Source organism: Pseudomonas asuensis, from assembly GCF_014646755.1.
Lineage (GTDB): Bacteria > Pseudomonadota > Gammaproteobacteria > Pseudomonadales > Pseudomonadaceae > Chryseomonas > Chryseomonas asuensis.
In genome coordinates this window covers 133204-159081 of record NZ_BMNW01000007.1, presented here as the reverse complement: position 1 = coordinate 159081, position 25878 = coordinate 133204, and the positions used below count along the sequence as shown (strand labels likewise).

Annotated in this window: 20 protein-coding genes and 1 pseudogene; 11 read left to right on the top strand and 10 right to left on the bottom strand. The window is 49.7% G+C overall.

What is annotated here, in order from left to right:
* Positions 1-1352: methyl-accepting chemotaxis protein (locus IEX86_RS16035; protein ID WP_229685375.1), on the bottom strand; the 1352-nt coding region annotated here is incomplete at its 3' end.
* A gap of 345 nt (positions 1353-1697) precedes the next feature.
* Here IEX86_RS16035 and IEX86_RS16030 point away from each other — a divergent pair.
* The 3 genes from IEX86_RS16030 to IEX86_RS16020 all read left to right on the top strand — a co-directional run bounded on the left by IEX86_RS16030 (position 1698) and on the right by IEX86_RS16020 (position 3773).
* Positions 1698-2294 (top strand): NAD(P)H-binding protein, encoded by a 597-nt coding sequence (locus tag IEX86_RS16030; RefSeq protein WP_188867144.1) that lies wholly within the window; start codon positions 1698-1700, stop codon positions 2292-2294.
* A gap of 202 nt (positions 2295-2496) precedes the next feature.
* Entirely contained in the window at positions 2497-2697 is a 201-nt protein-coding gene (locus tag IEX86_RS16025) for a hypothetical protein (protein ID WP_188867143.1), read from the top strand.
* 299 nt (positions 2698-2996) lie between these two features.
* On the top strand, positions 2997-3773 hold the full coding sequence (locus IEX86_RS16020; protein ID WP_188867142.1) for a hypothetical protein: 777 nt from the start codon (positions 2997-2999) through the stop codon (positions 3771-3773).
* Positions 3774-4210: 437 nt separating this feature from the next.
* Here the strand turns inward: IEX86_RS16020 and IEX86_RS16015 are convergent, their stop codons facing one another.
* From IEX86_RS16015 to IEX86_RS16005, 3 genes are all read right to left on the bottom strand, one after another.
* The gene (locus IEX86_RS16015; RefSeq protein WP_188867141.1) at positions 4211-4492 is read right to left on the bottom strand and encodes a hypothetical protein; all 282 of its coding nucleotides are present in this window, start codon (positions 4490-4492) and stop codon (positions 4211-4213) included.
* Positions 4493-4805: 313 nt separating this feature from the next.
* Positions 4806-6074, bottom strand: a complete 1269-nt coding sequence (locus IEX86_RS16010) for a hypothetical protein (protein ID WP_229685374.1) — start codon at positions 6072-6074, stop codon at positions 4806-4808.
* A gap of 1042 nt (positions 6075-7116) precedes the next feature.
* Positions 7117-7272 carry a hypothetical protein gene (locus IEX86_RS16005; RefSeq protein WP_188867140.1) on the bottom strand — a complete coding sequence of 52 codons (156 nt, stop codon included), beginning with the start codon at positions 7270-7272 and terminating at the stop codon, positions 7117-7119.
* Between the two features lie 188 nt (positions 7273-7460).
* Between IEX86_RS16005 and IEX86_RS16000 the strand changes: the two genes are divergently transcribed.
* The 5 genes and pseudogenes from IEX86_RS16000 (at position 7461) to gntR (ending at position 13188) form a co-directional block, all read left to right on the top strand.
* On the top strand, positions 7461-9722 hold the full coding sequence (locus tag IEX86_RS16000; RefSeq protein WP_188867139.1) for a putative bifunctional diguanylate cyclase/phosphodiesterase: 2262 nt from the start codon (positions 7461-7463) through the stop codon (positions 9720-9722).
* 154 nt (positions 9723-9876) lie between these two features.
* A pseudogene (locus tag IEX86_RS25765) lies at positions 9877-10653 on the top strand (PAS domain-containing protein); the annotation flags it as partial.
* A 108-nt stretch (positions 10654-10761) separates the two neighbouring features.
* Positions 10762-11190 carry a methyl-accepting chemotaxis protein gene (locus IEX86_RS25760; RefSeq protein ID WP_373290456.1) on the top strand — a complete coding sequence of 143 codons (429 nt, stop codon included), beginning with the start codon at positions 10762-10764 and terminating at the stop codon, positions 11188-11190.
* Between the two features lie 489 nt (positions 11191-11679).
* The gene (locus IEX86_RS15990) at positions 11680-11844 is read left to right on the top strand and encodes a hypothetical protein (RefSeq protein WP_188867137.1); all 165 of its coding nucleotides are present in this window, start codon (positions 11680-11682) and stop codon (positions 11842-11844) included.
* Positions 11845-12171: 327 nt separating this feature from the next.
* Complete coding sequence (gene gntR / locus IEX86_RS15985; RefSeq protein ID WP_188867136.1) at positions 12172-13188, top strand: HTH-type transcriptional regulator GntR; 1017 nt, start codon at positions 12172-12174, stop codon at positions 13186-13188.
* Between the two features lie 54 nt (positions 13189-13242).
* Here the strand turns inward: gntR and deoC are convergent, their stop codons facing one another.
* On the bottom strand, positions 13243-13920 hold the full coding sequence (gene deoC / locus IEX86_RS15980) for a deoxyribose-phosphate aldolase (protein ID WP_188867135.1): 678 nt from the start codon (positions 13918-13920) through the stop codon (positions 13243-13245).
* 236 nt (positions 13921-14156) lie between these two features.
* On the opposite strand from deoC, the gene IEX86_RS15975 reads away from it, so the two are divergent.
* Positions 14157-16616: a glucan 1,4-alpha-glucosidase gene (locus IEX86_RS15975; protein WP_188867134.1), complete on the top strand. Its 2460-nt coding sequence runs from the start codon at positions 14157-14159 to the stop codon at positions 16614-16616.
* Between the two features lie 235 nt (positions 16617-16851).
* Positions 16852-17124: an HU family DNA-binding protein gene (locus IEX86_RS15970; protein ID WP_010798836.1), complete on the top strand. Its 273-nt coding sequence runs from the start codon at positions 16852-16854 to the stop codon at positions 17122-17124.
* 55 nt (positions 17125-17179) lie between these two features.
* Here IEX86_RS15970 and IEX86_RS15965 read toward each other — a convergent pair whose 3' ends face one another.
* From IEX86_RS15965 to IEX86_RS15950, 4 genes are all read right to left on the bottom strand, one after another.
* A complete protein-coding gene (locus IEX86_RS15965; RefSeq protein WP_188867133.1) occupies positions 17180-18151 on the bottom strand; it encodes a DNA replication terminus site-binding protein in 972 nt (323 codons plus the stop codon).
* Between the two features lie 1306 nt (positions 18152-19457).
* Positions 19458-20348 (bottom strand): plasmid replication initiator TrfA, encoded by an 891-nt coding sequence (trfA, locus tag IEX86_RS15960; protein ID WP_188867132.1) that lies wholly within the window; start codon positions 20346-20348, stop codon positions 19458-19460.
* Positions 20341-21291: a ParB/RepB/Spo0J family partition protein gene (locus IEX86_RS15955; RefSeq protein WP_188867131.1), complete on the bottom strand. Its 951-nt coding sequence runs from the start codon at positions 21289-21291 to the stop codon at positions 20341-20343. The genes trfA and IEX86_RS15955 overlap by 8 nt, the downstream gene beginning before the upstream one ends.
* 9 nt (positions 21292-21300) lie before the next feature.
* Positions 21301-22092, bottom strand: coding sequence for a ParA family protein (locus IEX86_RS15950; RefSeq protein WP_229685373.1), 792 nt, complete (start codon positions 22090-22092; stop codon positions 21301-21303).
* 1237 nt (positions 22093-23329) lie between these two features.
* Here IEX86_RS15950 and IEX86_RS15945 point away from each other — a divergent pair.
* Positions 23330-24238, top strand: a complete 909-nt coding sequence (locus IEX86_RS15945) for a hydrogen peroxide-inducible genes activator (RefSeq protein WP_188867129.1) — start codon at positions 23330-23332, stop codon at positions 24236-24238.
* Positions 24239-24284: 46 nt separating this feature from the next.
* Here IEX86_RS15945 and IEX86_RS15940 read toward each other — a convergent pair whose 3' ends face one another.
* Positions 24285-25043, bottom strand: coding sequence for an amidohydrolase family protein (locus IEX86_RS15940; RefSeq protein WP_188867128.1), 759 nt, complete (start codon positions 25041-25043; stop codon positions 24285-24287).
* Between the last annotated feature and the right edge of the window lie 835 nt (positions 25044-25878).

Sequence of the window (25878 nt, the reverse complement as noted above, 5' to 3'; positions counted from 1 at the left end):
TCACCGATACGCCCGCAAGAGGCGCTGATGTTGGTAGACAGGGTTTCCATCGCGGTCAGGGTCTGGCCCAGGACACGCCGGCCTTCTTCAGCCTGCTGACGGGCCTGGGTAGCCTGCACAGACGCATCGGCGGCATTGCGCGCGATTTCCTGTGTAGCTGCGCCCAGCTGGTTGATCGCCGCCGCTACGCTTCCGGTACGCCCGGCCTGGTTATCCGAGTTCTGTAGAGAGGAATTGGAGGCCGCCAGTACCTGATGCGAGACATCGTTAAGCTGGCGAGTACTGGCAGAGACCTCGCTGATCGAGCCATGAATACGCTCGACGAAGCGGTTAAAGGCCGCGGCCAGGACACCAAACTCGTCCTGGCTGTTAATGGCCAGACGCCGGGTCAGGTCGCCCTCACCTTGCGCGATATCCTGCATCGCCTGGCTCATGGTATTGAGCGGGCGCATCAGTACCCGAATCAACAGGCCTAGCAAGAGCATGATCAGCACAACGCCAATCACCATGGCCAGCAGCGCCGAGGTCCTGAACTCCTTGAGCGGAGCGTAGGCCTTTTCTTCGTCAACCATCAGGCCCAGGTACCAGTTGACCGACGGAAGGCCAGTGACCGGCTTGAAGACCAGCAGATGAGCCTTGCCGCCCAGCTCGACGCGCTTGAGCGTACTATCCAGTGCTGGCGCACCGGAGGGAAAGAGTTCGTCGAGGGTTTTCATCACCTCATCTTTGTGAGGGCTGACCAGCACCTTGCCCTGGCTGTTGACCAGAATGGCATGGCCTATACCGCCCAGGTCGAGCGAGTTGACGATACCCACCATAGTCTGGAGGCTCAGATCACCTCCCAAAACGCCGGCCGGTTTCCCATCATGAGTGACAGGCGTAGCCAGGCTCATGATCAACCCACCAGATGCCGCATCAACATAGGGCTCGGTGAGGATCGAGCCGGCTTTACTCTGCGCGTCCTGATACCAGGGACGCGTTCTTGGATCATAGCCCGCCGGCATACTTACAGAGGGGCGAACGGTAAACGTACCATCTGCCTGCCCCAGATACGTGAGGTCAAAGCTGGAGGTATAGGCTTTCTGTTCCAATACGGTCGTAAACGCTTGAGGTGTGAGATCACGCTGAACCGCCTGTGCTTCCCCCTCAAGCAACGTAATACGCCCGCCCACCCAATTGACAATGTTGCTTGAAGCACTGCTGCCCAGCTCATTCAGTCGAACGGATAATTCACGTGTGATTGCCGTACGCTGCAGATAATCGTTGTACACCATGAACAGCGAGAAGGCGACGATCAGCACTACCGAGGCCGTTGCCAGAATCTTGTGACTGAACTTTATTCTACTCAACATATAATTCTGCCTTACTAGAGGTGAGGTCCGGCCATCGGATTTACGTGTGGCTACTCAGGCTATCGGCAGAAAGTGGGCGGTCTTCAGAGGCACAGCAATCTTTTTATCATCTCGTCAAAGCAATCATCGCAAAGCAGTTTGCTCAATGCTCCAAGGCCTGTTTTCTTGCCTTGCTTCAGGCATAGCGCTCATAACACTACCGGCAAATAACACCTCTTTGAGCTATTAAAGTTCATGATGGGCTGGCCGATGTACCCTACGCATGTAGGATGACCGGTAAGCCTGCCGTAGAACCTTGAGCGGTTCGCCCGGTCAGTCATCTAGATTGATAGTGACGAGGTAGTCATGACGTATGCAGCAGCACGCGCGCTCAAGGTCGCGGTCTACGGCGCGCAAAGCCCGTTGGGCCAGGCATTGATTAACGAGTTGCTTAATCGTCAACATGAAGCCGTGCCCTTACAGGCGAATCTTAGAGCATTGCCGCCCCGCCCTTACCCACCGTCGACTTCCGGAAACGTATTCAGCGCGTATAAAGTCAGCCAGGGCGTGGCAGGTATGAGAGCCGTCGTGGCTGTGCTGGAGCCGCCACGGGTAGTCGAGGCAGAAGACCCCAGCTACTTGATCGATGCTGTAGCCGCACTGATCAGTGGTTTACGTAAGGTCAAGGTTTCCCAACTGATGCTCGTAGGCGATTTTGCTGCGCTGGAAAATGACGAGGTCGATCCGCGGTGGCGACGTGTTTGCCAGAAAATTCATGAGCGCCTTGATAGCAGCCCACTTCACTGGACGTTGGTCAATTGTCCTATTCTGGATGAACGAGGATGTGATGAGGGCTCGACCAGCCTTGAAGAAGATTACGAGCTCCTGCATCTTGCTGCCGAGGTGGCGGATGTTCTTGAAAAGCCTGGGCATAGCGGACAGCAATTGAATCTGGATACCTAAACCAGACTTGAACAAGCAGCCTATTGCTCCCCTAGCAATGGCAGCGCTGCTTTATATCGTCTACCGCGCCGGACTCGTACAACCAAAACAGCAAGACATCCGCACATAAAGCTGGCTGTGATTTACATGCCTCGCTTCACAAATCTGCTAATTATGATATACCACGCGCCCCGTCACCCATGAGCAGGAAGCAGAACCCACCGTGGACGCGTATTGGAAGCGTTATATCCGTCATATCAAGAACCCCGAGAGCCTGGGGGAGATTCGCTGGAACAAGACGGCTGTCGAATCCTATGCTCGGCAGCTGCTGCTTGAAACCAGGATTACGGAAGATCAATACACAGCCTTTCTGGACCAGGAAAAAGCAGCCCGGTATATCGATGAGGATAGTACAGAGCACTAATCTTTCCCGGCAATGGATACAGGAACAAATTGCTGAAGTTTGAAAATTTTACGTATTTAATCTTGAAATTTGCTACTAAATAGCCATTATTATAAATATTTTAGCTGGTATATATTTTTCTTAATTTTGTACGCGTTCGCCGTTTCGCTTGCTCTAGATAACAGGACGTGACTCCTCGCACAGTCACTCCTTATCAATCCCTCTCCCTCCTCGCACAATACGCCGCCGCAAACGCTCTAGCGCGCTGTTTGCAACTTATGTCTGTGCCTAAACATTATAAATCGATGGAGGATAGGGTTTTGTTTACCCGTTCCCTAACACTTGCCACTCTCTTTACTGGATGCCTTATCGGCGCACACCCTGCCGCTGCTGCTCAGAGTAGTGATGCACCCTCATGCACCCTTCGCCTGTTGTTCATTGGTAACAGCTATACCTACGCAAACAGTCTGACAACCATCTTGATGGGTATGGCCTCACGCGCTCATGACCGTACCTCGTCGTTCTGCACCATTGAAGCGGACTCGATTGCCAAACCCTCCTATACCCTTGAACAGCATTGGAACAGCGGAGCAGTACAAAGCAAGCTCAAGGATAATAAGTACGACTATGTCGTCCTACAGGAGCATGCCGCACGCCCGTTGCTTCAGCCCGAACGCTTTGAAGAGTACGCATTGAAATTCAACGATCTGATCCGTGCCCATCATGCCAAACCCATTCTGTTTGAAACCTGGGCTAACCAGAGCCAGCCGGACAAGCAACCACTACTCTATAAGGAGTATGTAAGCCTGGCTCGTAAGATGGGCGCCCAGCTTTCTCCTTGCGGCGAATCGTGGAAAAGCACCTTTACAAGCGATTCAGCGGCCAAGTTGTACATTGCCGATGGTCGTCATGCTTCTTTTTCAGGCGGATATGCCTGTGCCGCCTCCTTCTATACATTGCTGTTTCGTCAGAAACCACTTCAGCCCAGCGCAGAAGAGGCCAATATTCTGAACTCAGACAAAACCTCCGCACCCGAGCTGCATCAGGCGGCACATCAGGCCGTAGGAAAAATGGCTCCTGATGTACGGGGCTGGTAAGTGCTCGGCCTTCTGCCGGTGGTATACCTAGAGTGCTTAGGCCAGTTCCTCCTTCGCGGGCTGGCCTGTTAGGTTGACAGTGCGTTGGGCTATTGAGCCAGTACAGCTAAGTAGATCTATTACGCCTAGCCGTACTGGTTTGATAAGTGCTGGACCGGCAGCTCCTGAATAATCTATACGCCTGTGTCTTGTCCAAGGAAAGCAGCCTTCAATGCCAGCGCTTATCGTGAAGCGAAGCGCTGCGTTTTCCGCTTCAATCCCGGGTAATGCCGTGTCCTGCTGGATACGCTCGGCAATCAAGGCACTTTCAGTCCAGGAGTGGTTGATAGACAGGTCTAACAGAATAACCTTATTTGGCTTTGCCCTTGATTACAGTAACTCAGGGCCACCTGATGACCACGTTCAGCCTGGCCATTGGTTAGAAAACCAATAGCGATTTACTCTGCGTTTAACATGGCCAGGCGATAGGCTTGTACCCGTGTTACGAAGCCGCCAATCAACATGGCAGACGTTCCATTCACAAGCCCTGCACCTTCCAGAGCAATCATGAAGCCATCGATCTTGGCAGCAGCCAGTTCCAGTTCAGGTACATTACGCGCTCGACGCAACTCTTCGAGAAAGCTGTAAAAGCTATCGATGTTGGCAGCACAAAGACGCGCCCCACAAATATTGTCCAGTCGATTCTGCAATTGGTAGTAATCAAATTCCGTCAATATCATTGGTGCCTGACTCCCCTACCGAGTCGACTCATCAACCGATGCAGATGATATTTCGACTACGCGGAGTCTGAACATTTCCATTCAAAGTGACAAACACTCCTTTTCTCCAGCGCGCGTGCTTCATTGCATTACAACAAATGCTATAGCAATTAGGCCTTACCATAATTATCGATAAGCTGGACTGGATGAATGGGCACGCCCAAGTGATCTCGCGTACCAAGCCAAAATAATTTGCCCTTAGCCGTCTCGGGTTCAGCAAGTAGCTCAAATAAAAACGGCCCTTCAAAGGACCGTTTTTATTTCTGAACTTAACTTAAGCCAAGTGTAGAGGCTCACGCCCATGTTGAACGGGCAGCTTTATAGACGGTTCATTAGACGCCTGGGTATGGAAGGTCTTTAAAGCCTGAAAGACAAATAGCAGGGCGGTCATACCCTCCTGATATTCAAAGATGCCTTGCAAAGGCCATATGGAAAGATGAGCCAGAAACACGGCCAAGGTAAAATCGAGGCTGGGATTCAGTCGCTTGGCCACCTTGAAGTACACCAGGAAGCTGACCGGAATGATGGCGATGGAAAGAAAGCCAAAGCGGAAAAGCGTACCGATCACACCGACATCTGATAGGAAAAAGTAGTAGCTGAAGTACCGCTTGAACCCGTCATTCCACATCAGGCTAAGGCTCCCGCTGGGTACCCAGTTGTACTCATGAAGGTGATCCATGACTTGGGCAATAGTGGCCTCACGAACATTATCGGTGGCGCCGTTTTGCGCTGACTCCATGTAGAAATCAATATTGACGCCAAAAAGCTCAAGCAGCTGAGGATCAATCACGAAAGGCGAAATGAGCAAACCACCTATTACCGCCAGCTTGACGGACTTGGCCCGCAGGCAAAGAAAGGTAAAGATAATGCACAACAAAATGACCTGCCGCGTCTGTGTGACAAATACCAGTGTCGCCAGAAATACGAGCGCCAGTATTCCATGCTGGAAGCCGGAGCGCGGACTACCATCGATAGGAGACCTGCCCTTGCCCCAGAAATAGATACTCAAGCAATAGCCAATGATCAAGGCGAATGCACCCGTGGATGCACGTCCCGGACGGCTTAGGTCCAGGTCCATGCCGTCTCGCAGATCCGGCAATACCTCGAAATAGCAAAGCCAGGACAGCAGAACGGCGCCTAGCGCCACGATCAGAATAGCGTTTTCAAACTGTGCCGCTGACATTCGCTTGGCCAGATACAGCAAAGGAATAACGCTAAAACATAGCAGTACCCGACGCTCTTCAATTACGCCATATACCAGGGGCTGGCCATAAAAGAGTTCAGCAAACAAGGCTGGAAGGAAAGTAAAGGTAAAAGCCGAAAACAAACAGAACAGAAAAGCGACGCTGTAATCCTTTCGCTCCGCCCCAACAGTCCCTACTAGAAACAGGGCGCTAAACCCCAAACACATCGCCAGGTAGAGTTCTGTCAGGTATTTAATACCAATAGGATTTTGAGGATTCTGCTCAAGCAATCCAAAATGCAGCACAAACGCCAAACCCAACAAACCACAGTACAACGTATTTGTACTAACTTTCTTCATTGACTACCCGTCCTAATACACTGGACATGACGCGCCGCATAAAGCGGCTACATGACTAATTTGCGCTGGTTGAGCACATTTCAAACACAGATGGCTTATTGGCCTGAAGTGCTGCAAACAAGGTCTGCTCCCTAATCGAGTCAAGCAGAAAGCACTGCTACAACCAGATCTTCTTCAGCCCCAACCAGTTACATCTTGAAAAACAAACACAGTGAAATTGTCTTGACACTATTAAATGCCAGGACTCGGACTCTAATATCTAAAAGAGTTCAGTGGAGCGCAACGAAAGCAGCAGGAGCAATACGTAAAGGGAGAAGCCGCTAACATTTACAGCCCGGAAAGAAAGGGAATGCTCTGTAACCTGGCGATTACTAGACGCTGGGTGATGCGCCTGCGACGATCATGGGTCGTGGTACTTACACGCAGTGAAGCAGCACAACACGCGTGTAATGCCGGTCAGCAAGTTCGTTTAAAGGCAATGGCGGTGACACGGAGTAGCCTTGGATCAGGTCTCATCCTGCTTGGATAACAGCATTGAGCTTTTCCTCGCTATCGATTCCTTCTGCGTGACCTGTTTGCCCTAGGCATGACATAGCGAAACAATGGATGCAAGACTGCTTAGATTTTGAGGTATCACAACGCGGAGGTCTGCTGCATTGATGTCAGCATTCTCCGGCTCGTTGATCACTGCTATCAAAAAGATCTAACGAACCTGGATACATCCTGTCCTCTCACCGCTTGATGACAGCAGAGCTGATACAAGACTTCCACACCAGCATGTCTGGAGAGTCTTCGGCTTGGGCTGACCCTGACAACGCAGCGACTGAGAGAGGCAGACAAGCCGTAAAGGAGCGCAGGCAAGGAGGAAATGGCCTCAGCGGACTGCCGTCTTTCAAAGGTCTTCATTCGTTTCCGTACCGGCTACGTGATGGCATTACCTGTTTATCAGCGATATCAGTGCCTTACTGATAAGGGCCTTATGGCATAGAGGACCTATTTAGTCGTCATTCATCGATCAAACTACGCTTTCCTCGCCTAGACTCTAGCCAAAGAAGACAACGGCTCCCGCAAGCATAAAAGCGAGTAGCCCAATATAAGCCAGCCGCCGATCAAGGCGAACCGTACGTGTGCTCCTGTAGCTGCTTCCCATGTGCCCCAGCACAAGCGCTACGATCAACATCCCTGTAGCAATGAACATCCTGCTAAAACCTGCGCTCAAACTGCTGTCTTGAAATGGCTCAACCTCAGTCATCCTAAGAGTTCCAAGCGATCCGCTCAAATTAGCCTTATCCGACGACTGGGTAGCATTTATCAACCGATTCTGACTCAGACCTCTATCTGAATGCCAGTACTGTTTGCGCCTAGTCGAAGGAGAGCAAGGTCGCTATGTTTGTGGATTTTCTTTCTAATGCTGCTCTGCTTTTGGCTTTATGCTGGTTACGCGACTATCTCTGGCGTATTTGGCCGCACAAGGTCTTGTCATCGGACCTGATTCTAGGGTGTGCGACAGGCCTGATCTGTATCGCACTCATGACTCACCCTATACCTATAGGCCAAGGGGTATTCGTAGATGCACGACTAGCTATTCTCTCTGTAACAGCAGCCATGACAGGGCCTCTGGTCGCGAGCGTCGCGGTGGCGATAACTGCACTTTATCGATTCTGGCTGGGTGGCGTTGGAGCGTATCCGGGTGTACTGAATGCATGCATAGCCATATTGCTGTGGTTTGCCTATCGCATGGCTTGCCAGCGCGGCTGGTTCAGACAAGGACCCTTACAAATACTGCTGTTGGGTATAGTCGTACATGCCTTGGCTTTGGTAATGCTCCACTGGATCTATGGCCCTTTTGGCCAAACTGGGCAGCGCACGCTGTTGGCCATGATGCTGACAATGCCTCCCACAGGCATGCTCGTCTGGCTTTTATTACGCGACCAGGAAAAGCATCACCATGCTGATCTCGCGTTAGCGCGCAGTGAGGCCAGCCTGAGCGCTATCACGCAGTCAATTCCAGATCTTGTGCTGGTGATTGATCAGGACGGCCGCTTACAAAAACCCGTTTCCTCTTTACATGACGAACAGACGATCCAGGAGCATCTGGCTAAAGTAGCTCATTGCTTGCAGGGCGCATCACCGGATGCTCAAGCCAATTACCTAACGACCTGGGTTAAAAACGTTTTAAGCAGCCCTACTCCTCTTACGGTGGAATATCGAATCAATTCACCGTCTGGAGAGTGTTTTTTCGAGGGCAAGGCACAGGCCATCGATTCAGACTCGGCCACCAAGCGCTCGATAGTTATGGTGACGCGCGATGTGACTGCCAGACATCAGCATGAAGAGCAGATACGTAGATTGGCCTTTTACGACACTCTGACCGATCTGCCTAACCGGCGGTTTTTTCTGGAGCGGCTCAAGACCGCCCAACTCTCGTGCCAGCGAAATAAACACGGTGGAGCCCTGCTGTTCATAGACCTGGACAACTTCAAAAATATTAATGACCTATATGGCCATGATGCAGGCGATACCGTCCTTAAAGAAGCAGCACACCGCTTGAAACAGATCATGCGAGCCACCGATACTGTTGCTCGCCTGGGAGGTGACGAGTTCGTCATCTTGCTTGAGGGGCTGTCCGAGGATGAGCAGACCGCTGCGCATCATGCCAGCCTCATAGGTCAACAGGCGCTAGCTGCACTGGAACGCCCCTTCGAGTTCGAGAAGGGCAGTCAGGCTATTAGCGGTAGCGTAGGCATTGTGTTGTTTGATAGCAGAAGCGCAAGTCACGACCTGCTTCAGCAGGCTGACATATCCATGTACTCGGCCAAGAATGATGGCAAGAATGCTATTCGTTTTTATGATCCAAGCATGCAAAGCAGCATCGCCTCTCGCCTGCAACTGGAGCAACAGATTCGGCAGGGTCTGCTCAACAATGAATTTCGGGCTTATTACCAGTTGCAGTGGAGTGATGAAAAGGGGCTTATTGGTCTTGAGGCCCTTCTCCGCTGGCAACATCCGCAATGGGGACTGGTAGGGCCCTCAGCTTTTCTGGAGGTGGCCAGCAGCACAGGCCTACTGACCGAGTTAGACCGCTGGCTACTTGATGAAGTGTGCTCGCAACTAGTGGCCTGGTCCAAAGAGCCTTCGCTTGCCCACCTGCCTGTTTCGATCAATATATGCGCGTCTCATTTACGTCAATCCAGCTTTGCCAATGAGATAATGGATGTCCTCAAAGATAAGCATATCGATCCTTCCCTGATCAAAATAGAGCTGACCGAGGCAACCTTGATACTGGATCTTGATCAGGCGTGCTCTCATATCGAAACACTAAGAAGACAAGGCGTCCGCTTTGCCTTGGATGACTTTGGTACAGGGTATTCGTCGCTCAATTATCTTCAGAAGCTGCCTATCGATCAGGTCAAGATCGATCAAAGCTTTGTGCAGCAACTCCCAGGGGCGGAAAGCATTGCCATTATTCAGGCAATCTCCGGTCTGGCAACGACCTTTGGCCTTGATATCGTGGCGGAAGGCGTTGAAAGCGAAGCCCAGCGCCAAGTGCTTGCCGAAAACGGCTGTACGGCATACCAAGGCTATTTGTTTGCCAAACCCTTGCCGCCTCGCGAGATGGTCCGCGCCGTCGAATTGGCAAACAGTTGATTGTGCCTTTAGCAGCGGCCACACAGGTCAGCCGCTAAATTATGCCTTTGGTCTGCCGGTGAACATTTAAGGGGTTATAGCCTTTCACTAAGTCGTGCCGACGCCGATAACTGACTCAAGGCTTCCCTTCTGGCCATTCATCCAAGGATCAATCATGTTTTTCAAACGTCTCAAACAGGAATTGGCCGCCCTGCGGGAAAGCCTCTCGGTCGTACAACAGGTCAAAGAAAGCCTTGATACGTCGATGATTGGCTTTACCCTCGATCCAAGAGGCGTGATTCAACAGGTCAATGAGCAGTTCATGCTCGAAATGCTGTACAAAAGCCATGACATCGTTGGCCGTAATATTGATGAGTTGGTCCCAGGCCCCATCAAGCAAACCGATATTTACCGTCGCATGAAACTTGCGCTTCAGAAGGGCGAGCATTTTAGCGGTGTTGTGCGCTTGCTGAGGGCAGACGGTAAAGAGGCCTGGCTGCGTTGCCTATGGCAGCCAATACGCGATACATCGGGTCAGGTGCATCAATTTTATATTTATGCCAACAACCTGACACGCACGATCGAGACGTCTCGTGAGCACGAAAGCCTGATAAAAGCCCTGTTACGCTCCACTGCAGTGATTGAGTTTAACTTGAGCGGAGAAGTGATTACGGCGAATGATCGTTTCCTGAGTGGCATGGGTTATACGCTGGATCAAATCAAAGGCAAACATCACCGCACCTTCTGTGAGCCTGCCGAGTACAACTCTGCCGAATATCAGGACTTCTGGGCCAAGCTCAATCGCAGCGAGTTTGTTAGCGGTCGCTTCAAGCGAGTCGACAAATATGGCCATGTAGTCTGGCTCGAGGCCTCCTATAATCCGATCCTCAATGCCGAAGACAAACTGTGCAAGATCGTAAAATTCGCAACGGTTATTACAGATCAGGTTAATCGTGAAAATGCGGTGATCGAAGCAGCGGGCATTGCCTATGGGAATTCGCAACACACCGATGCTGTTGCCAAGAAAGGCGCAGACGTGGTCAATCAGACCATTAATATTATGCAGCAGCTGGCCAGACAAATGGATCATGCGTCTGAAGGGATCGCGGCACTGGACAAGCAATCGCTCGTCATCAGCTCAATCGTCAAAACCATTAGCGGTATTGCCGAACAGACCAATCTGTTGGCCCTCAACGCTGCCATCGAGGCCGCCCGGGCTGGCGAGCAAGGTCGTGGATTTGCTGTTGTGGCTGATGAGGTTCGCCAACTCGCATCCCGAACCAGCAAGGCAACTGAAGAAATTGTCAGTGTTGTACAGGAAAACCAGGCACTGGCTCAGGAAGCGGTTTCCCGTATGTCCGCCGGTAAGGATCAGGCAGAGCAAGGCTTGGCTTTGGCATCTGAAGCAGGCGTTGTCATCGTGGATATTCAGGACGGTGCGCAGCGTGTAGTCGATGCAGTGGGGCAATTCAACCAACTGGCGACTTAAGGTCACCCTGGTCCTAGAGAGCACTGTTACCTCAACGCATAGCGGTGCCATGACTGATTGCAAGTCCAGTGTTTGCTTGATTCAAGGCAATAAGAATCTGGACTGACAGTTCATCTAGCGAAGCGAAAAGCAATTCAAAAAAATTTAATTTTTTTTGGGTTGCTAAGTCCGTGTCATCAAAAGACTTTTTCAGACGTCAACCGATTATTACAGAAATATTTGCATGCCATTGGGCAGAACCCCCTAGAGAGAATGGGCGGTCCTCATTAGAATGCGCGCCCCTAACCCATGGAACTCGAATCGGCGGCGGCCAAGGTCGTTTGCCTGGCAGTCCATGTGTCTCACAGTGGCTAGTCATCTTGAATAGTGAGTCTGGTCCTGTGAAGTCGAATGAACTTCTTAGAAATTAACAAAGCTGCTGTGAGAAGGCCTGCCGCGTACTCACAGAAGTTAACACGCATATCGATCTGATTATCCCACGAGGACATGATGGACGTTACCCAATTTGATACGCTTATCCAGCTGCTTGAAACGCTTCCCCTGCACGCCCTGACCGAGGCTCAACTAGACCGGCTGCATGCAGCTGCAGATGTGTGCTTCTGCGAGGTAGAAGAAGAATGGGACAAGCGGGAGACGACTTCTGTCGTTGCTTGAACGCTGCTGCTATCCCGCTTTAGAGACCAACCGTTTTCATCTCATCTCTTTATAAGACATCCAGTCTGGAAACGAATGGTGCACAGATAAAAAGCCGCCTCTGGAAACCAGAGGCGGCTTTTTTTTGAGTGTTAGAAAGACATATCAGGACTAAGGCTCCCGCTCTAGAGCAAAGGATTCTGACTGTTAATAGAGTCAATGGCCGCTTCGTATAGGGCGCGTGGTAAAAGTACAAGGTTAGTCTGGCAGTGAAATCAAGACAGCGCTAACTTATAAATAAGGTGCCCTAGAGGCAAAACCGATAACAACAATCAGCTGATAACCCCTATGCCCAAAACTGGTTCCCGTACTACGGGCCGCCCTACCCTGGCCGAAGTTGCCAGATTGGCTGCCGTTTCGCCCATTACTGCCTCCCGCGCCCTACGAGGCGTCGTAACGGTTGCACCCGAACTGGTCGACAAGGTTCGCGAAGCAGCCCGTACCCTTGGCTATGTCGCCAATCCTGCTGCGCGTACCTTGGCTTCTGCACAAAGCCAGTCGGTTGTCGTCTTGATCCCCTCACTGTCGAACCAGCTTTTCGTCGAGAGCCTTGAGGCTATCCATCAGGTTTTAAGACCTCACGGGTTTGAGGTATTGATTGGTAACTACCATTACTCGCCTGAAGAGGAGGAAAAACTGATCCGTAATTATCTGGCTTATCAGCCGAGGGGTATCCTGCTGACAGGCTTTGATAGAACTGAAAATGCACGTCAGTTGTTGGAGACCAGCGGTGTTCCATGCGTGCATATGATGGATCTGGACTCGAGTACGGATACGTGTAGCGCTGGCTTTTCGCAATATGCCGCGGGGGCGGCCGCAGCCCGCCATCTTATTGAGCGTGGTCGTCGGCGAATAGCCTATATTGCAGCCCAACTCGATCCACGCGCACTAAGGCGCGGAGAGGGCTTTCGGGAAGCCCTGCAAGAGGCGGGCGTACATGACTCTGCTTTGGAAATCATGGATTCCCGCCCCTCCTCTATCGAGCTAGGCGCAGGCCTGTTTGCAGACCTCATGCAGCAGCATCCGGATGTGGACGGTATTTTCTTTTGTAACGACGACCTTGCCCATGGCGCCATTTTTCAGGCTCAACGCCAGGGTATTTCCATTCCCCACCAGGTCGCACTGGTTGGCTTCAATGATTTGCCAGCTTCAGCCCATATGGTGCCGCGTCTGACCTCTATCCGAACACCGCGTGAGGCTGTAGGCCATCATTCAGCCATGCTACTCCTGGAGCTCATGGCAGAGCGCACCAAGCCTACCCAGATCGACCTCGGGTTTGATCTGGTAGTACGGGAAAGCAGCTAAATCCGCTCCTCTACGTACAAAATGTCCGCCAGGCGGCTACCTGGCGGACAATGATCAATAGGCCTTATCAGACCCAGCCCCTTGTACGATTGCCACTCCCGAGCTTGTGCCAAGCCGAGTTGCGCCCGCCTCGATCATGGCAACGGCGGTTGCGTAGTCCCGAACACCGCCAGACGCCTTGACGCCCAAGTCCGGCCCAACGATTCGACGCATCAGACGAACATCCTCAAGGGTCGCGCCATGATGACTAAAGCCAGTCGAGGTCTTTACAAAAGCGACACCCAGCTCCCGACAGATCACACATGCCTGTTCCTTTTGCTCGTCATCCAGCAGGCAGGTCTCCAGAATGACCTTGAGCGGAACGGAACCGCAGGCATTCAATACTTGTGCAATGTCGTCACGGACCTCGCTTAGCAAACCGTCCTTCAGCCAGCCTATATTCAACACCATGTCAATTTCCTGCGCACCATGAGCAATGGCACGCTCAGCCTCGAATGCCTTGGCCTCACTCAACATTGCCCCTAGCGGAAACCCCACCACAGCACACACTTTCGACGTAGCGCCTTTTAGTAATTCAGCCGCATACGACACATGCGCCGAGTTTACACAGACGGAATAGAAGCCATGCTCGCGCGCTTCCAGGCACAACTGCTGAAGCTGTTCGCGTGAGGCATTGGCAGCCAGCAGAGTGTGATCAATGTACTGGGCCAGATCAGCCGGTTCAATAGTCATAGGGTTACGTCCATAGCGGTCGCTTCAAAGGTCGGTACGTTAAATAAAACACTCCCTGTAAAGCAAACGCTTATTTAAAACTCCTTGCCTGCCTAAGTCGACATTACCAGGCAGTCGCACAATCCTTGTCTATAGTTGCCTAGCACTTGCGCTGCGCTTGCTCGAGTACCACTCCGGGACTTCGGATCATAGGCGCTACGCGCTTTATAGCCACATAAGAAAAGCAAGAAGGTCCTATGCACGTCACATTGCTTCGAAACAGCCTGCTTACCGTTTGTGTAAGCCTTTCCACTGTCATTTATGCCGATTCAGCCATTGCGCCCGGCGCGCCGGGTCAATCCCCCTTCTGGTCTTATTCAGGCAAGACCGGAATTGGTACGTCTTATGAGCAGTACCACAACGGGGCCTATTCCAGTGACGCTCCCACAGGGCCGGTTTCCAAGGTTTGGTTTTCTCTCGCCAATGGCATTGTGACGGAAACGATGTTTGGCCTCATCCATGAAGCCCAGCTGCGGGCCATGCAAGTGGTGGTAAAGGGCCCCGATTTTATTGACCTTGAAGAGACTGATACCGTCAGTGAAACCCAGTACCTGTCGACGGATAACGAAGGCAGGCCTGCATCACTTGCCTACCGGATTATCAACCGTGCCAAGAATGGGCAGTACCGAATCGAAAAGCATGTGTTTACAGATCCAGACTCCGATGCACTGGTCATGCGAGTCATCTTTCATAGCCCCAATCCGGCACTCCAGGCTTATCTTCATGTTGATCCGGCTATGAACAACAGCGGCAGCGGAGATCGTGCCTTTACAGAACAGCATGCCTTGTATGCACAAGAGCAGGAAACCACGCTTGTGGTCAAGGCCAGCCGCAGTCTGGAGTCGCCAACCGTAGGCTTTGTAGGTGCCTCAGATGGCCTGGAGGAATTGCGGAGAAAGGGATCGCTCGAATCGCTCTACACCACGACCGGCGATACACCAGGCAACGTTGCCATGATGGCCCGTCTACCCCGTACAGGTGACACGACCACCATCGATATCGTGGTCGGATTCGGGCGTGATCGACAAGCTGCCGACCAAGCCGCCGATAAGACCTTGAAGCGAGGTTACGAACAGGTGCTTGCGCATTATAACGGTGAGGGAGACACCATAGGTTGGCAGGATTATCTAGCCTCGCTAACCCATTTAGCTGCCATGCGCCAACAGACGACCGATAACGGCAAGCTGCTAAATGTCAGTGCAATGGTGCTAAAAGCTCAAGAAGACAAGACCCATGCAGGTGCACTGATTGCCTCACTATCCAATCCCTGGGGCGAAACTGTTCCAGCTGATAAAGGTACTACAGGCTATAAGGCGGTATGGCCAAGGGATTTTTATCAGTGCGCTATGGCCCTCTTAGCTTTAGGCGATACGCAAACCTCCAAGGTGGCGTTTGAATACCTCAAACAGGTACAGGTTACGAAAGACACGCCTCCTATGCAGGCTGATGGCTCTGCCTATATCCATGAGCAAAAACAGAATGACAGCACAAGAGGTGCCGAGTCCGGCGCAACCGGCTGGTTTCTCCAGAAAACCCATGTCGACGGCACTATCGAGTGGGTTGGCGTGCAACTCGATCAAACCGCCATGCCCATCATGTTGGGTTACAAGCTCTGGAAAAGCGGTGTGCTCTCCAACGCCGACATCACGCGATGGTATCAAGAGATGCTTAAGCCGGCCGCAGACTTTCTCACCCAAGGTGGACAGGTCAAGCTGGGCTGGAATGACTGGACAGTGAAACCTCCGCAAACACAACAGGACCGCTGGGAGGAGCAATGGGGTTACTCCCCTTCTACAACGGCTGCCGTGATTACTGGTCTTGTGACAGCCTCAGAATTGGCAACTCAGACTGGTGATATGGCGGGAGCAAAAGCCTATCTGGATGCTGCCAGACGCTATTCCAATCATGTCGAGCCCAGTATGTTCACCCAACAAGGCATCTTTGGAGACAAGCAGTATTACCTGCGTATCACACAAAACGATAACCCTAATGATGGCCAGCTGTTGTTAGATAATAATAGCCGGCCAGGCCTTCCAGAAAACCAGATACTGGATGCAGGGTTTCTGGAACTTGTCCGTTATGGTGTTCGCTCTGCCACTGATCCCCATATCGTGAGCAGCCTGAGCGTGCTGGATGATCAAACCCTGCCAGAAAACCTGAAGGTCAAGTACACCTTTACCTATCCCGGCGTTTCCGGAGAATTTCCTGGCTGGAGGCGTTACGGAAACGACGGTTACGGTGAGAGTGAGACCACGGGTATCAATTATCCAGCGACTGAACAACCTGTCATGAATTCAGGTCTGCGTGGGCGGGTATGGCCTATCTTCACTGGGGAGCGTGGTCATTACGCACTGGCTCTTGCCAAAGCACAGCAACCTGGCGGAGAGAATACGCTTTCCAATGGTCAGCTAAGGGATCTCCAAAACACCTATGTCAAAGCCATGGAGCTCTTTGCTAATGAGGGATTCATGCTTCCGGAACAGGTTTGGGATGGCGTAGGGAATAATGAACGCCATCATTACACCAAGGGCAAGGGAACCGACAGTGCCACACCTCTGGCATGGTCACACGCCGAGTACGTCAAGCTAGTACGCTCGCTCAGTGATCAAAACGTATGGGATCGCTACCCTATAGTCTCAGAGAAACTCCAGCCATAAGGCCGGAATGCGGTATGCTGAGCGGGATACACTTCATCCTGACAGTTCCATTACACAGAATGAAAAGGAGTTCACGCTGTTGAATGAGAAAAAGACCTTATTGGGCATCAGGTTGTCTGTTGAAGACCCTTATCTCTTTGGCAGGCTTCCTATACCATCCGGGATGAGAGATAACGCATAATGGAAAGCAAGGCTGCGATTCCATCAAGACAACTGACTACTCTGGAGTATTTGCATGAATAAAGGGGAATTGATCGATCAAGTGGCTGCAGCCGCAGGCCTAACCAAGGCTCAAGCTCAAGCCACTGTGACCGCTATTACCGACACGATCAGCCAAGAGCTGGCCAAGGGTAACGATGTTGCTCTGGTTGGTTTCGGTACCTTTACTGTCAAAGAGCGCGCCGCTCGTGAAGGTCGTAACCCGCAGACTGGCAAGACTATTAAAATCGCAGCAGCTAAAGTGCCTGGCTTCAAGCCCGGTAAAGGGCTGAAAGACGCTGTTAACTAACAGACGTTCAGACGCGGTAAGAAAAGGCCTGCTTGAAGCAGGCCTTTTTCATATCTCACGATTTATTTTTTAGCCGTGCTCGGTATGTACTTTCGAATGCGAGCGGACTGAGCTGCATGCTCGGACTCGCCCGCCCCCACAGCTCATCCTCATCTATATACAGACCGTATTCAGGAAGCACAGGAATTCGCTGGCTGTCTTTATTATTGCGCCGCGGCGCAATACGGTTCTCGAAATTAAAGTCTTTTAATCCAACGATCTCAGTCTGCTGTTCGCCTGCCAAAAAGAACAAAGGCAAATTGGCATGCAGCATGGCATCGTATCGGGAGCGGTGGCTAAAAAATATGTTGACTCGTGGATGAGGTGCTACCTTTTCAACCTTTACCAGCCGGGCATGATCAGCCAGATTATGGATCACCCGTAAAGCAGTACCCGCAGGCGTATCCTGAATGTCTATGCCTTTGCCTTGCATCTGTAGTTGAGCCAGCCTTTCCAATCGGCTTCTCACCTCTCCAACCGGTACTCGCTTTGTCTTGCCAGTATGACCAGCCCAGGTAAAGCTTAACAAGCGAGGCGTAGCATCAAAGGCCTGAATATGACGTGTCAGTTGTTTAAGGCTGATACGCGCTCCCAAGGCTTCTCGCGCCAAACGAGTACGTGCAGTCTCGGCCAGCCCCTTCTTTAGCCTTACACGCTCGATCTCAGCCTGCACAACATCTTTCATCCGATTAACGTTACGTATCTGCTCAAGAACAGAATCACTCAGCAAAAACCATCCGGGTAACCGTTTGACAGTTCCCGGGGCTTGATCAGCCTCCAGCTCAAACTGTTGAAGCATCGTTTGGCTTATCTCTATGGCCTGCCTGCCTTGCACTAAGACAGGAGTGATTTCTTTTAGCGCTACTTGCTCACTCAAAATAGGGAGCGACCATACTTCGCCTGAAATGACACAGGTTGACCAGTGGGCATTTAGATAAGCGACAGCCTGTTTAAGGTGCTCGTAGGCTGACTCAAGATCCCTAAACATATTTTCTAATACCACTCCTCATATCTACCTCATATTAACAGAAATCCTAATTAGATCATCTATGTCTGCTGTATATAAATCCTATAGTTAAGTTAATATGAAGTATTATTGATGCATTCATATGTAAGTAGTGGTATTATAAAATAGTAGCATCACGGCTAAGGTGTTTAATGTTTTCTACGCAAATGTCCATTCAGGATCTCCTTAGCAGCGTTTACAAGCACTGTAACGATGCTGCTTTGAACACCAGGGCCTAATCCGAAGCAAGTTGTGGATGATTAAGGGAACACTGTCAGCTTGAGGTATAAGTAGGGTCTTCACCTCTAAAAACTAAGCACTCATTGCTTACGACTCAATCAGTTGTAGAAGGCTATGCACATAGCCCTTTCTCTAAAAAGATCTAGAAAGATCCTTATGCCTGGTTAAAAGAAGGTTATTTAAGGTTAAAAGAAGGTTATAGGGTGTGGATATCCGTCCTAAGTAACTGAAAGATAACGTTTTTTTATCAAACAGCATAACGTCAACATGACGTTTTTATACGTCAACATGAGGTATTTGCCTGTCAACATGACGTATTTGTACGTCATGTTGACGTATGGCCTGCTAAAAAATTACCCATACCTATTTAAGTTATTGATTTTAAACAATATTTTTAGATTAGCGTAACGGTGTCATTATGAGGTATTGATACGTCATCTTGACGTATGGAATGTCAAGATGACGTAGATTTTTATGTAAGTTACTGATATTTAAGAGTTTTATCATTTTAGATGAAGCTTTCAATAATCCCTTTTCCAGCGAATAGGCTGGCCTATTTCCCATTTTTATAGAGATAACTCTCTAATTCTTAAGCTTTTTTTCTGCTTCTCCGTATCGGGCAATACCCCCTGTTATGATCCTTAACCTACCTAAAGCGAATGTCAGAATGAGGTATATTTGGTTAAGTGATTGATTTGTAAGGATTTTTTTTAATATTGAAGAGTCCAAAGCAAGAATTCTCAAAAAAACCGCTTACATGCTCCAGTAAATACTCACCAAACCTCACGCTTAGTTTTCTCAAAAACTACCTCATCCTGACATTAAGCGAGCGAAACCTTAAAATTAGGCTGAGAAACTACCTCATCCTGACATTTGCTCTCGTTTTGGCGCCTTATAAAGCTTCCTGAGCCTACTAAAAACGGGTTAGTGAGGGCTTAGGCCTCATAAGGCTTACTGAACACAGCGGCAAAATTTAAATTGCAGACCGTTTATCAACGGGGCTGACACAAAAAACGGAGCCTAATGCTCCGTTTTTTAGTTTTAGAAACTATTCGCCTTTGAGTAATGGTCTATTGTTTCGAACCACCCTAACAATATTGTCCTTACCTATATCCCATTCCTTGAGAAAATCAATATTCTTAAGCTCATCCAACGCATCACGTAGCATTTGCTTGAATTTTGCCTCTGTTTTGGCTTTAGATCCGCATGACTCTCTAATAGTCTCTACCTTAATGCCATACGGCTCACGGTGGGTACCATAGAAACCATGCAGCCACTTTGCCAAAGGCCGTAATTCCAAGCGTGACTGCCAATCCAGACGCGTTGTATAGACATCAGCTGCAAAAAGAATGGCCATTTCAGGCTCAATCTCAACATGCCAAGTGTCACTAAGATCGCCTTCTTCCGTTGTGTACTCAAAGCGCCGTAATAGAGAAACACCAACACCCTTACCGAGTCGGGTCGATTCAATACGTACAGACGTCGCTTTAAGACGCTCCAGCACGTTTAATAATTTTTGTGTGTAGTCCTTGCCTCTTGGCCAACGTAATTCCTTCTTCATTTCTGAAGGACGAAAGCTTACGCGATTGCCTAACTTTTCTGTGCGGGCCATATGCACAACCTGGAGCCAGACATCCATGTCGTCTTCTTGGCGAAGCTCCTGGCCGGTATAGTAAATTCGTGCATTGCCGTAGCAATGTAGTTCACGGCCATTAATGAACTCTCTGGCTTGGTTTCGATTGCCTACAGTGAACAAGGCACTACGCAGCATTTCATTCGGCGCGCTACGAAGATCATCTGCCCAAAGTGGTAGCTGATTTACCTTCTCTTCAATTACCTTTTCAGCCCGTTGTTGTATCCGGGTAAGCGCTGTTTCACGGGGTGCCCTACCCTTCCGCTCTGCTTTCTCTGGAGCAGGCTGTTCTTTATCATCATTCACTGGGGTCTGCTCCCTGTTCAGCCAGATTACTGATCAGAGCTCTCAGTTCGCTTAATTGGGCATCGCTAAATGTTTTACGATCCAATTCAAAGATAACCCTGTCCTTTTTGGTTGAAACACGAGCAACCTTTTTCTCCCCGATAACAATGTCTTCGCTCGGTGCCGGAGCTTTAGGCGTGGCGGTCGATCTAGCCAGTAGGTCTTCACGAATACGCTTGGCCAATCCAGCTTGTGCCAGTTTTCCATTGGCAAGGTCTCTCAATGCCTTGTTCAACGCAGACTCATAGTCCAAGCCTGCCGCCTGAACTTCTTTGATAACAGGCTTTAATGCATCGACTGCGTTAGCACCGAGCATTTTAGGATTCGCCTTCAACATATTGAGGCTGGAGTCTGGAAGGGCACCAAAGGCCATAATGCGATAAAGCTGTGATTTGCTGATATCGAGCTTTCGTTGTAGATCGTTCACCTGGGTGAAAGACGTACGCATTCGAGTAATAGCATGGTATTTCTCAAAGTCGGATAGGTCTTTACGATGTATATTCTCAAAGAGGCTGCGCAGTGCACTTTCGAAATCATCGACAACTTCTACTAGTGCATCAATATATTTCTTGCCGAGCTTTTTGTGAGCACGTAGTCGGCACTCACCTGCAATCAGCTCATAACGCTCGCCAGCAATGCGCACATTGATTGGGCTTAACAGTCCCTCCTCTTCGATCGAGAACGCAAGCTCTTCAATATACTCCTCATCAAAGACTAAGCGTGGTTGATAGGGGTTTGCATCAACCAGATCTACAGGAATTGAGCGAGGCACCCGGTGGGATTTCAAATCCTCCACCTGTTGGACAGCCGAATGACGAGATATCTGGCTGACCAAGCCTTGAGCAAGGATAGAGCCCAGCTTTTGCTTAGGTGCGTTTTGTGAAGAAGTCGATTTCTTTTCCATATCGTGCTCTTAGGCTGCAGTCTCGTTATCGATGTATTTGGCCAATTCTTTGTATTGCTTGGCCACTTTGTTCGTCGAGTCAAACATTCGCAAAGAGGTTTGAACGGTGGATGACTGATTGATCTTGGTTGTCGTGCCTATTTTTACAGGGACAAGCTTTCCAAATAGTCCCATCGCTTTTTGCTCGATGTTTTGACAAACCAGTTGGCGATCATCATGGCGAATTAGCAGTGCACCTAGATTTATCAATGTTGGATTTATACGCGTGATTTGCTGAACGCGCTTGGTCAAGTCGGCTAAGCCGTATAGACCATAAGGTGATCCTGATTCGACAGGAATCAATAAGTGCGTGGCTGCTGCTAGCGCATTTGATGTGAGCAGTCTGAGGCTCGGTGGGCAATCTATAATAATGTAATCAGCCTTACCTAGTAGAGGTTGAAGGCGATCCCGCAAGACTTCATTAGGGCGCGGTTCCATGCGTAACGCATCGTCAGCATTATCCAATGCCATGCTTCCGTAGATGAGTGCTACGCCATCTATTCGGGTTTCGTCATGCACGAAATAAGTCAGTGGCAGCTCAGGATTCGTCAGTAGCTCGGCAGTTGTATAATTTATCTCTGCAGGGTGAGACATGCCAATATGCTGACTGGCGTTAGCCTGAGGATCCATATCAACTACACAGACCAGTTTGCCCATTTGGGCCAAGTTATCTGCTAGGTTAATACAGGTCGTTGTCTTTCCTACTCCCCCTTTGTGATTAGCGATAGCAATCACAACCGTCTTCTTTTCTTCTTTCTGCACAGCCGATCCGCTCCGGGCCATTTTCCATCCTCTTCGTTGAGGCTATGTATTATCGTTATCGTAACAGACAAGCACCTATTTTTAATGCTTATTTGTTTAGGTGTTTGCTCATTTCTAGGCCTAGCTAATAGTCCCTAGTAGGGAATCTCCTGAGCACAACTAGCACGCCTATTATTCGAGTCCCTAGTAGGGACTATTTATATTTATCCGGTAATGCTAAAGAAGTTGTTAAATTACTGACTAAAGAGCAGCGCTAGCTTCAACTCTTTGCTGCAAACAGATTTGTAAGAGAGGCGAGTAGTAGGCTGATGAGTTATCAGTAAGTGAAAGTCCCTAGTAGGGAAACTTATTAATGAGATAAACGATTAAGCAGGAAAATAGAAGGAGTGGGGCATAGCTCTATCCGTCTTCTCTATTTGATCTACGGTTTGTTAGAAACTGACAGCTTTCAACTTCCCACTACGACAGTTGATAGCCGTGCCTTATAACCTGAGGAGACAGGTTTGCAGAGGGATTAGTAATAGGCAGTAAAGCCAGCATCGAATAAGGATAAGAGTCACCTGATGACTTGCACCTGTAAAATATACGGCTACAAAAAAACGCCCATGAGGGCGTTTTTTATGCAAAGACGAAGTTGTCTATACCTCAAGCTTGCGCTTGGCTTGTCCTAGCGGGTGCGATTATTACGTGTAGAGTTTAGTCGTTCAGACCAATTCCCTAAATCCTGTAAAGACATATTGTCATCCCAGGCGCTTAAGGAAAATCCCTTGTTGATAAGCTCTCTTCGGACTTTACATAAGTAGAGACGAAGGGCGCGGCGATTGGCATAAAACAAAGGGACAAGGCGTTCTGACCTGTAAACTATGCGACCCGATTTATCGGATGCTGTAAAGGTCATAAACCCTAGCGCTGTTTTGGGCGTGAAATGACAAGTTAGGGGCGCTAATCCTGCGCGGATCATGTCCTGAGCCTGTTCGTGATGAGGCACCACCATATCGCCTACCGTCCTTGTGATATGTGAGAACCACTAGACACTTTCACTTAGGTTAAGTTCCTGGCAGATTCAAAACATAAACACGGCAAAGATCATTTGCAAAGGGAAGTAAATATCTTCGGCGCAAAGGCATGGTGTAACCCTTATCGCAAAGGACGCTATGCCATGTGTAATGCAAAAGAAATCTGCCAGTCGGCCGATAAATGATTCAACAAACTTAACTGTGTGAGTGAATAGACTCAAATGACTCTGACAGAACTGCGCTATATCGTAACGCTTGCTCAAGAACAACATTTTGGTCGTGCCGCGGAACGCTGTCACGTTAGCCAGCCAACGTTGTCGGTGGGCGTCAAGAAGCTTGAAGACGAACTAGGCATTTTGATTTTTGAACGTAGTAAGACCAATGTGCGCCTGACGCCTACTGGTGAAAATATCGTTGTTCAGGCGCAAAAAGTTCTAGAGCAGGCGCAAGGCATTCGTGATCTTGCCAAGGCGGGTAAAAATCAGTTGAGTGCGCCACTTAAGGTTGGCGCAATTTATACGGTAGGCCCTTATCTTTACCCCCATTTAATCCCACAGTTAAATCGTGTCGCTCCTGAAATGCCTCTTTATATAGAGGAGAACTTCACCCCTGTTTTACGTGACAAGCTAAGAACAGGCGAGCTGGATGCCATTATTGTTGCGCTGCCTTTTAGTGAGGCAGACGTACTGACCAAGCCGCTATACGATGAGCCGTTCTATGTAATGATGCCGGCTAAGCATCCTTGGGCAGACCTCAAGAGCATCGAAAATGCAAAGTTGGATGAGATGAGTCTGTTACTACTAGGGGAGGGGCATTGTTTTCGTGATCAGGTCTTGGAGGCTTGTCCGACAATTAAAAAGCCAGGCGTTGAGTCCAAGCATACCCAGGTTGAGTCCTCTTCCCTTGAAACGATTCGTCATATGGTTGCTTCAGGGTTGGGGGTTTCGGTGCTTCCGCTTTCTGCATTGGAAAGCCACCACTACGCGTCAGGGCTAATAGAAATTCGTCCATTCACTTCACCCGCACCGTTTCGAACAATTGCCATTGCATGGCGTGCAAGTTTTCCGCGTCCCCAGGCGATTGACGTTCTTGCCGACTCAATTCGGCTTTGCTCGGTCAACCGAGATTAACGAGGCGTTGCCGCGTAGCCTGTTACCCGTACAGGCTACAGCTATTTTAGTGCGTCTTGGGTCGATACAGCTGGATAGCGTTCTCGTAAAAAACCTTGCGCATCAGTGACTCCTCTAGAGCTTCCTGGATGAGCCTAATGTCGCAACGGTTAAAGGGGCGTGGCGCTCGCGTAGACGGAAGGTCTGTACCGAACAAAAGTGCATCAGGATTTATTGCACTGATGGCTTTTAATGTTCGCGCAATGTCTAGATCACCTCGGCTAAACCCAGTTGCTTTAACCCATGCGCCTCTTTCGACTAGCGAAAGTAAAGAAGGTAAGCCTTGAGTGGAAAGGCCGAGATGGTCAATAACCAATTTAGGAACGTGTTTTAGACGTGGCATCAAATCTGCCAGCGCTCGTGAGTCGATATAAAGCTCAACATGCCAGCCTGCCAGCTCATGGATACGCCGAGAAAAACGCTCCAGCTCATTTAGTCCTGCAGAACCTCCTCTCCGTGCATTGAAGCGTATTGCTCTGACGCCTGCTTGTTCTAGCGACAGAATTGTATCGTCCCCTACTGTTTCAGGAAGCTGGGTGACTCCCACATAGTGGGGACCAAGCGTATCCAAAGCAGAGATCAAGTAGGTTTGGTCGAAGCCCTGAAAAGAGCCTGAGACGACTGCTCCTCCTGTAATGCCCAGCGCACTGGCATCCATTTGGTAATGCTCGGCTGTATACGGAGGAGGGGTGTATCCATGATTGGATTCAAGAGGAAACCGAGAGTCTATGATGTGGCAGTGAGCATCAAAAAGTGGGTAAGGCATGACACAACCTCATTAATGATCAAAACGGTTGTTCTGAGTATTCCTCTGTTGCAGTGCTGGCTCAGCATCCTGTTAAGAGACCGCTCGAAAAGAGTATGAACCCATGGTGACATCTCACTAGCGCTGGCAGCGTTTTAGAGGGGTGTAAGGTCTCCGGAGCGACACATTTATTGTAAAGATGGCGTATCTACCTCTGCTTATCTGGAAAGGTACAGCGGTGGTCTCTCTGGGAGATAGTTGTAACGTCCGTGATTGCCTTATTTCTGCTGGGCCAAAGCCTCATATTCAAAGGGAGCAGGTTGCTTGGCCTTTAAGGAGCGAAGCAAGGCATTTGCCCATATACCTCACCCTCAATACTGTCAGTATGAGGTATTACCAAGGCGGAAATAGCCTGCTTCATGTATTTGATAAGAATGAGTCGTAAACGGGTTTCTTCCTCAAAGACAGGAAAGACGTGGGCTGCGGTCAGCCGGTGGAAAAACAGGCTGTTTGGGGATCGACTGTATATGCCGATAAAACCGTTCAATCGATCAATGTCAGGATGAGGTATAGATGAATAGGCTCAATGGAGCCCAATACGTATCGGCCCTGCTTAGACTGAAGAGTGGTGTTAGGGCTTTACGTTAGCCATCTGGCTTAATCCATGCCTATAGATCTGACTACGCCTGAGTTAACGTATAGCAGTCAATCTCTTAAGCTTGATCTTAAAAGCTAATCCGCCTGCCAACGGAGGCGCTACCAGGATTTGTACTGCTCATAGCAAGGAGTAGGGGAGGCTTATCCTATTTCACTTGAAATGAGCTTTCCGATGGGGCCATGCTTTAAGCCCATACAG

Coding starts and splice junctions, on each gene's coding strand:
- IEX86_RS16030 (WP_188867144.1), top strand. CDS start 1,698: ATGACGTATGCAGCAGCACGCGCGCTCAAGGTCGCGGTCTACGGCGCG.
- IEX86_RS16015 (WP_188867141.1), bottom strand. CDS start 4,492: ATGATATTGACGGAATTTGATTACTACCAATTGCAGAATCGACTGGAC.
- IEX86_RS16010 (WP_229685374.1), bottom strand. CDS start 6,074: ATGAAGAAAGTTAGTACAAATACGTTGTACTGTGGTTTGTTGGGTTTG.
- IEX86_RS16005 (WP_188867140.1), bottom strand. CDS start 7,272: ATGTTCATTGCTACAGGGATGTTGATCGTAGCGCTTGTGCTGGGGCAC.
- IEX86_RS16000 (WP_188867139.1), top strand. CDS start 7,461: ATGTTTGTGGATTTTCTTTCTAATGCTGCTCTGCTTTTGGCTTTATGC.
- IEX86_RS25760 (WP_373290456.1), top strand. CDS start 10,762: ATGCAGCAGCTGGCCAGACAAATGGATCATGCGTCTGAAGGGATCGCG.
- IEX86_RS15990 (WP_188867137.1), top strand. CDS start 11,680: ATGGACGTTACCCAATTTGATACGCTTATCCAGCTGCTTGAAACGCTT.
- gntR (WP_188867136.1), top strand. CDS start 12,172: ATGCCCAAAACTGGTTCCCGTACTACGGGCCGCCCTACCCTGGCCGAA.
- deoC (WP_188867135.1), bottom strand. CDS start 13,920: ATGACTATTGAACCGGCTGATCTGGCCCAGTACATTGATCACACTCTG.
- IEX86_RS15975 (WP_188867134.1), top strand. CDS start 14,157: ATGCACGTCACATTGCTTCGAAACAGCCTGCTTACCGTTTGTGTAAGC.
- IEX86_RS15970 (WP_010798836.1), top strand. CDS start 16,852: ATGAATAAAGGGGAATTGATCGATCAAGTGGCTGCAGCCGCAGGCCTA.
- IEX86_RS15965 (WP_188867133.1), bottom strand. CDS start 18,151: ATGTTTAGGGATCTTGAGTCAGCCTACGAGCACCTTAAACAGGCTGTC.
- IEX86_RS15955 (WP_188867131.1), bottom strand. CDS start 21,291: ATGGAAAAGAAATCGACTTCTTCACAAAACGCACCTAAGCAAAAGCTG.
- IEX86_RS15945 (WP_188867129.1), top strand. CDS start 23,330: ATGACTCTGACAGAACTGCGCTATATCGTAACGCTTGCTCAAGAACAA.
- IEX86_RS15940 (WP_188867128.1), bottom strand. CDS start 25,043: ATGCCTTACCCACTTTTTGATGCTCACTGCCACATCATAGACTCTCGG.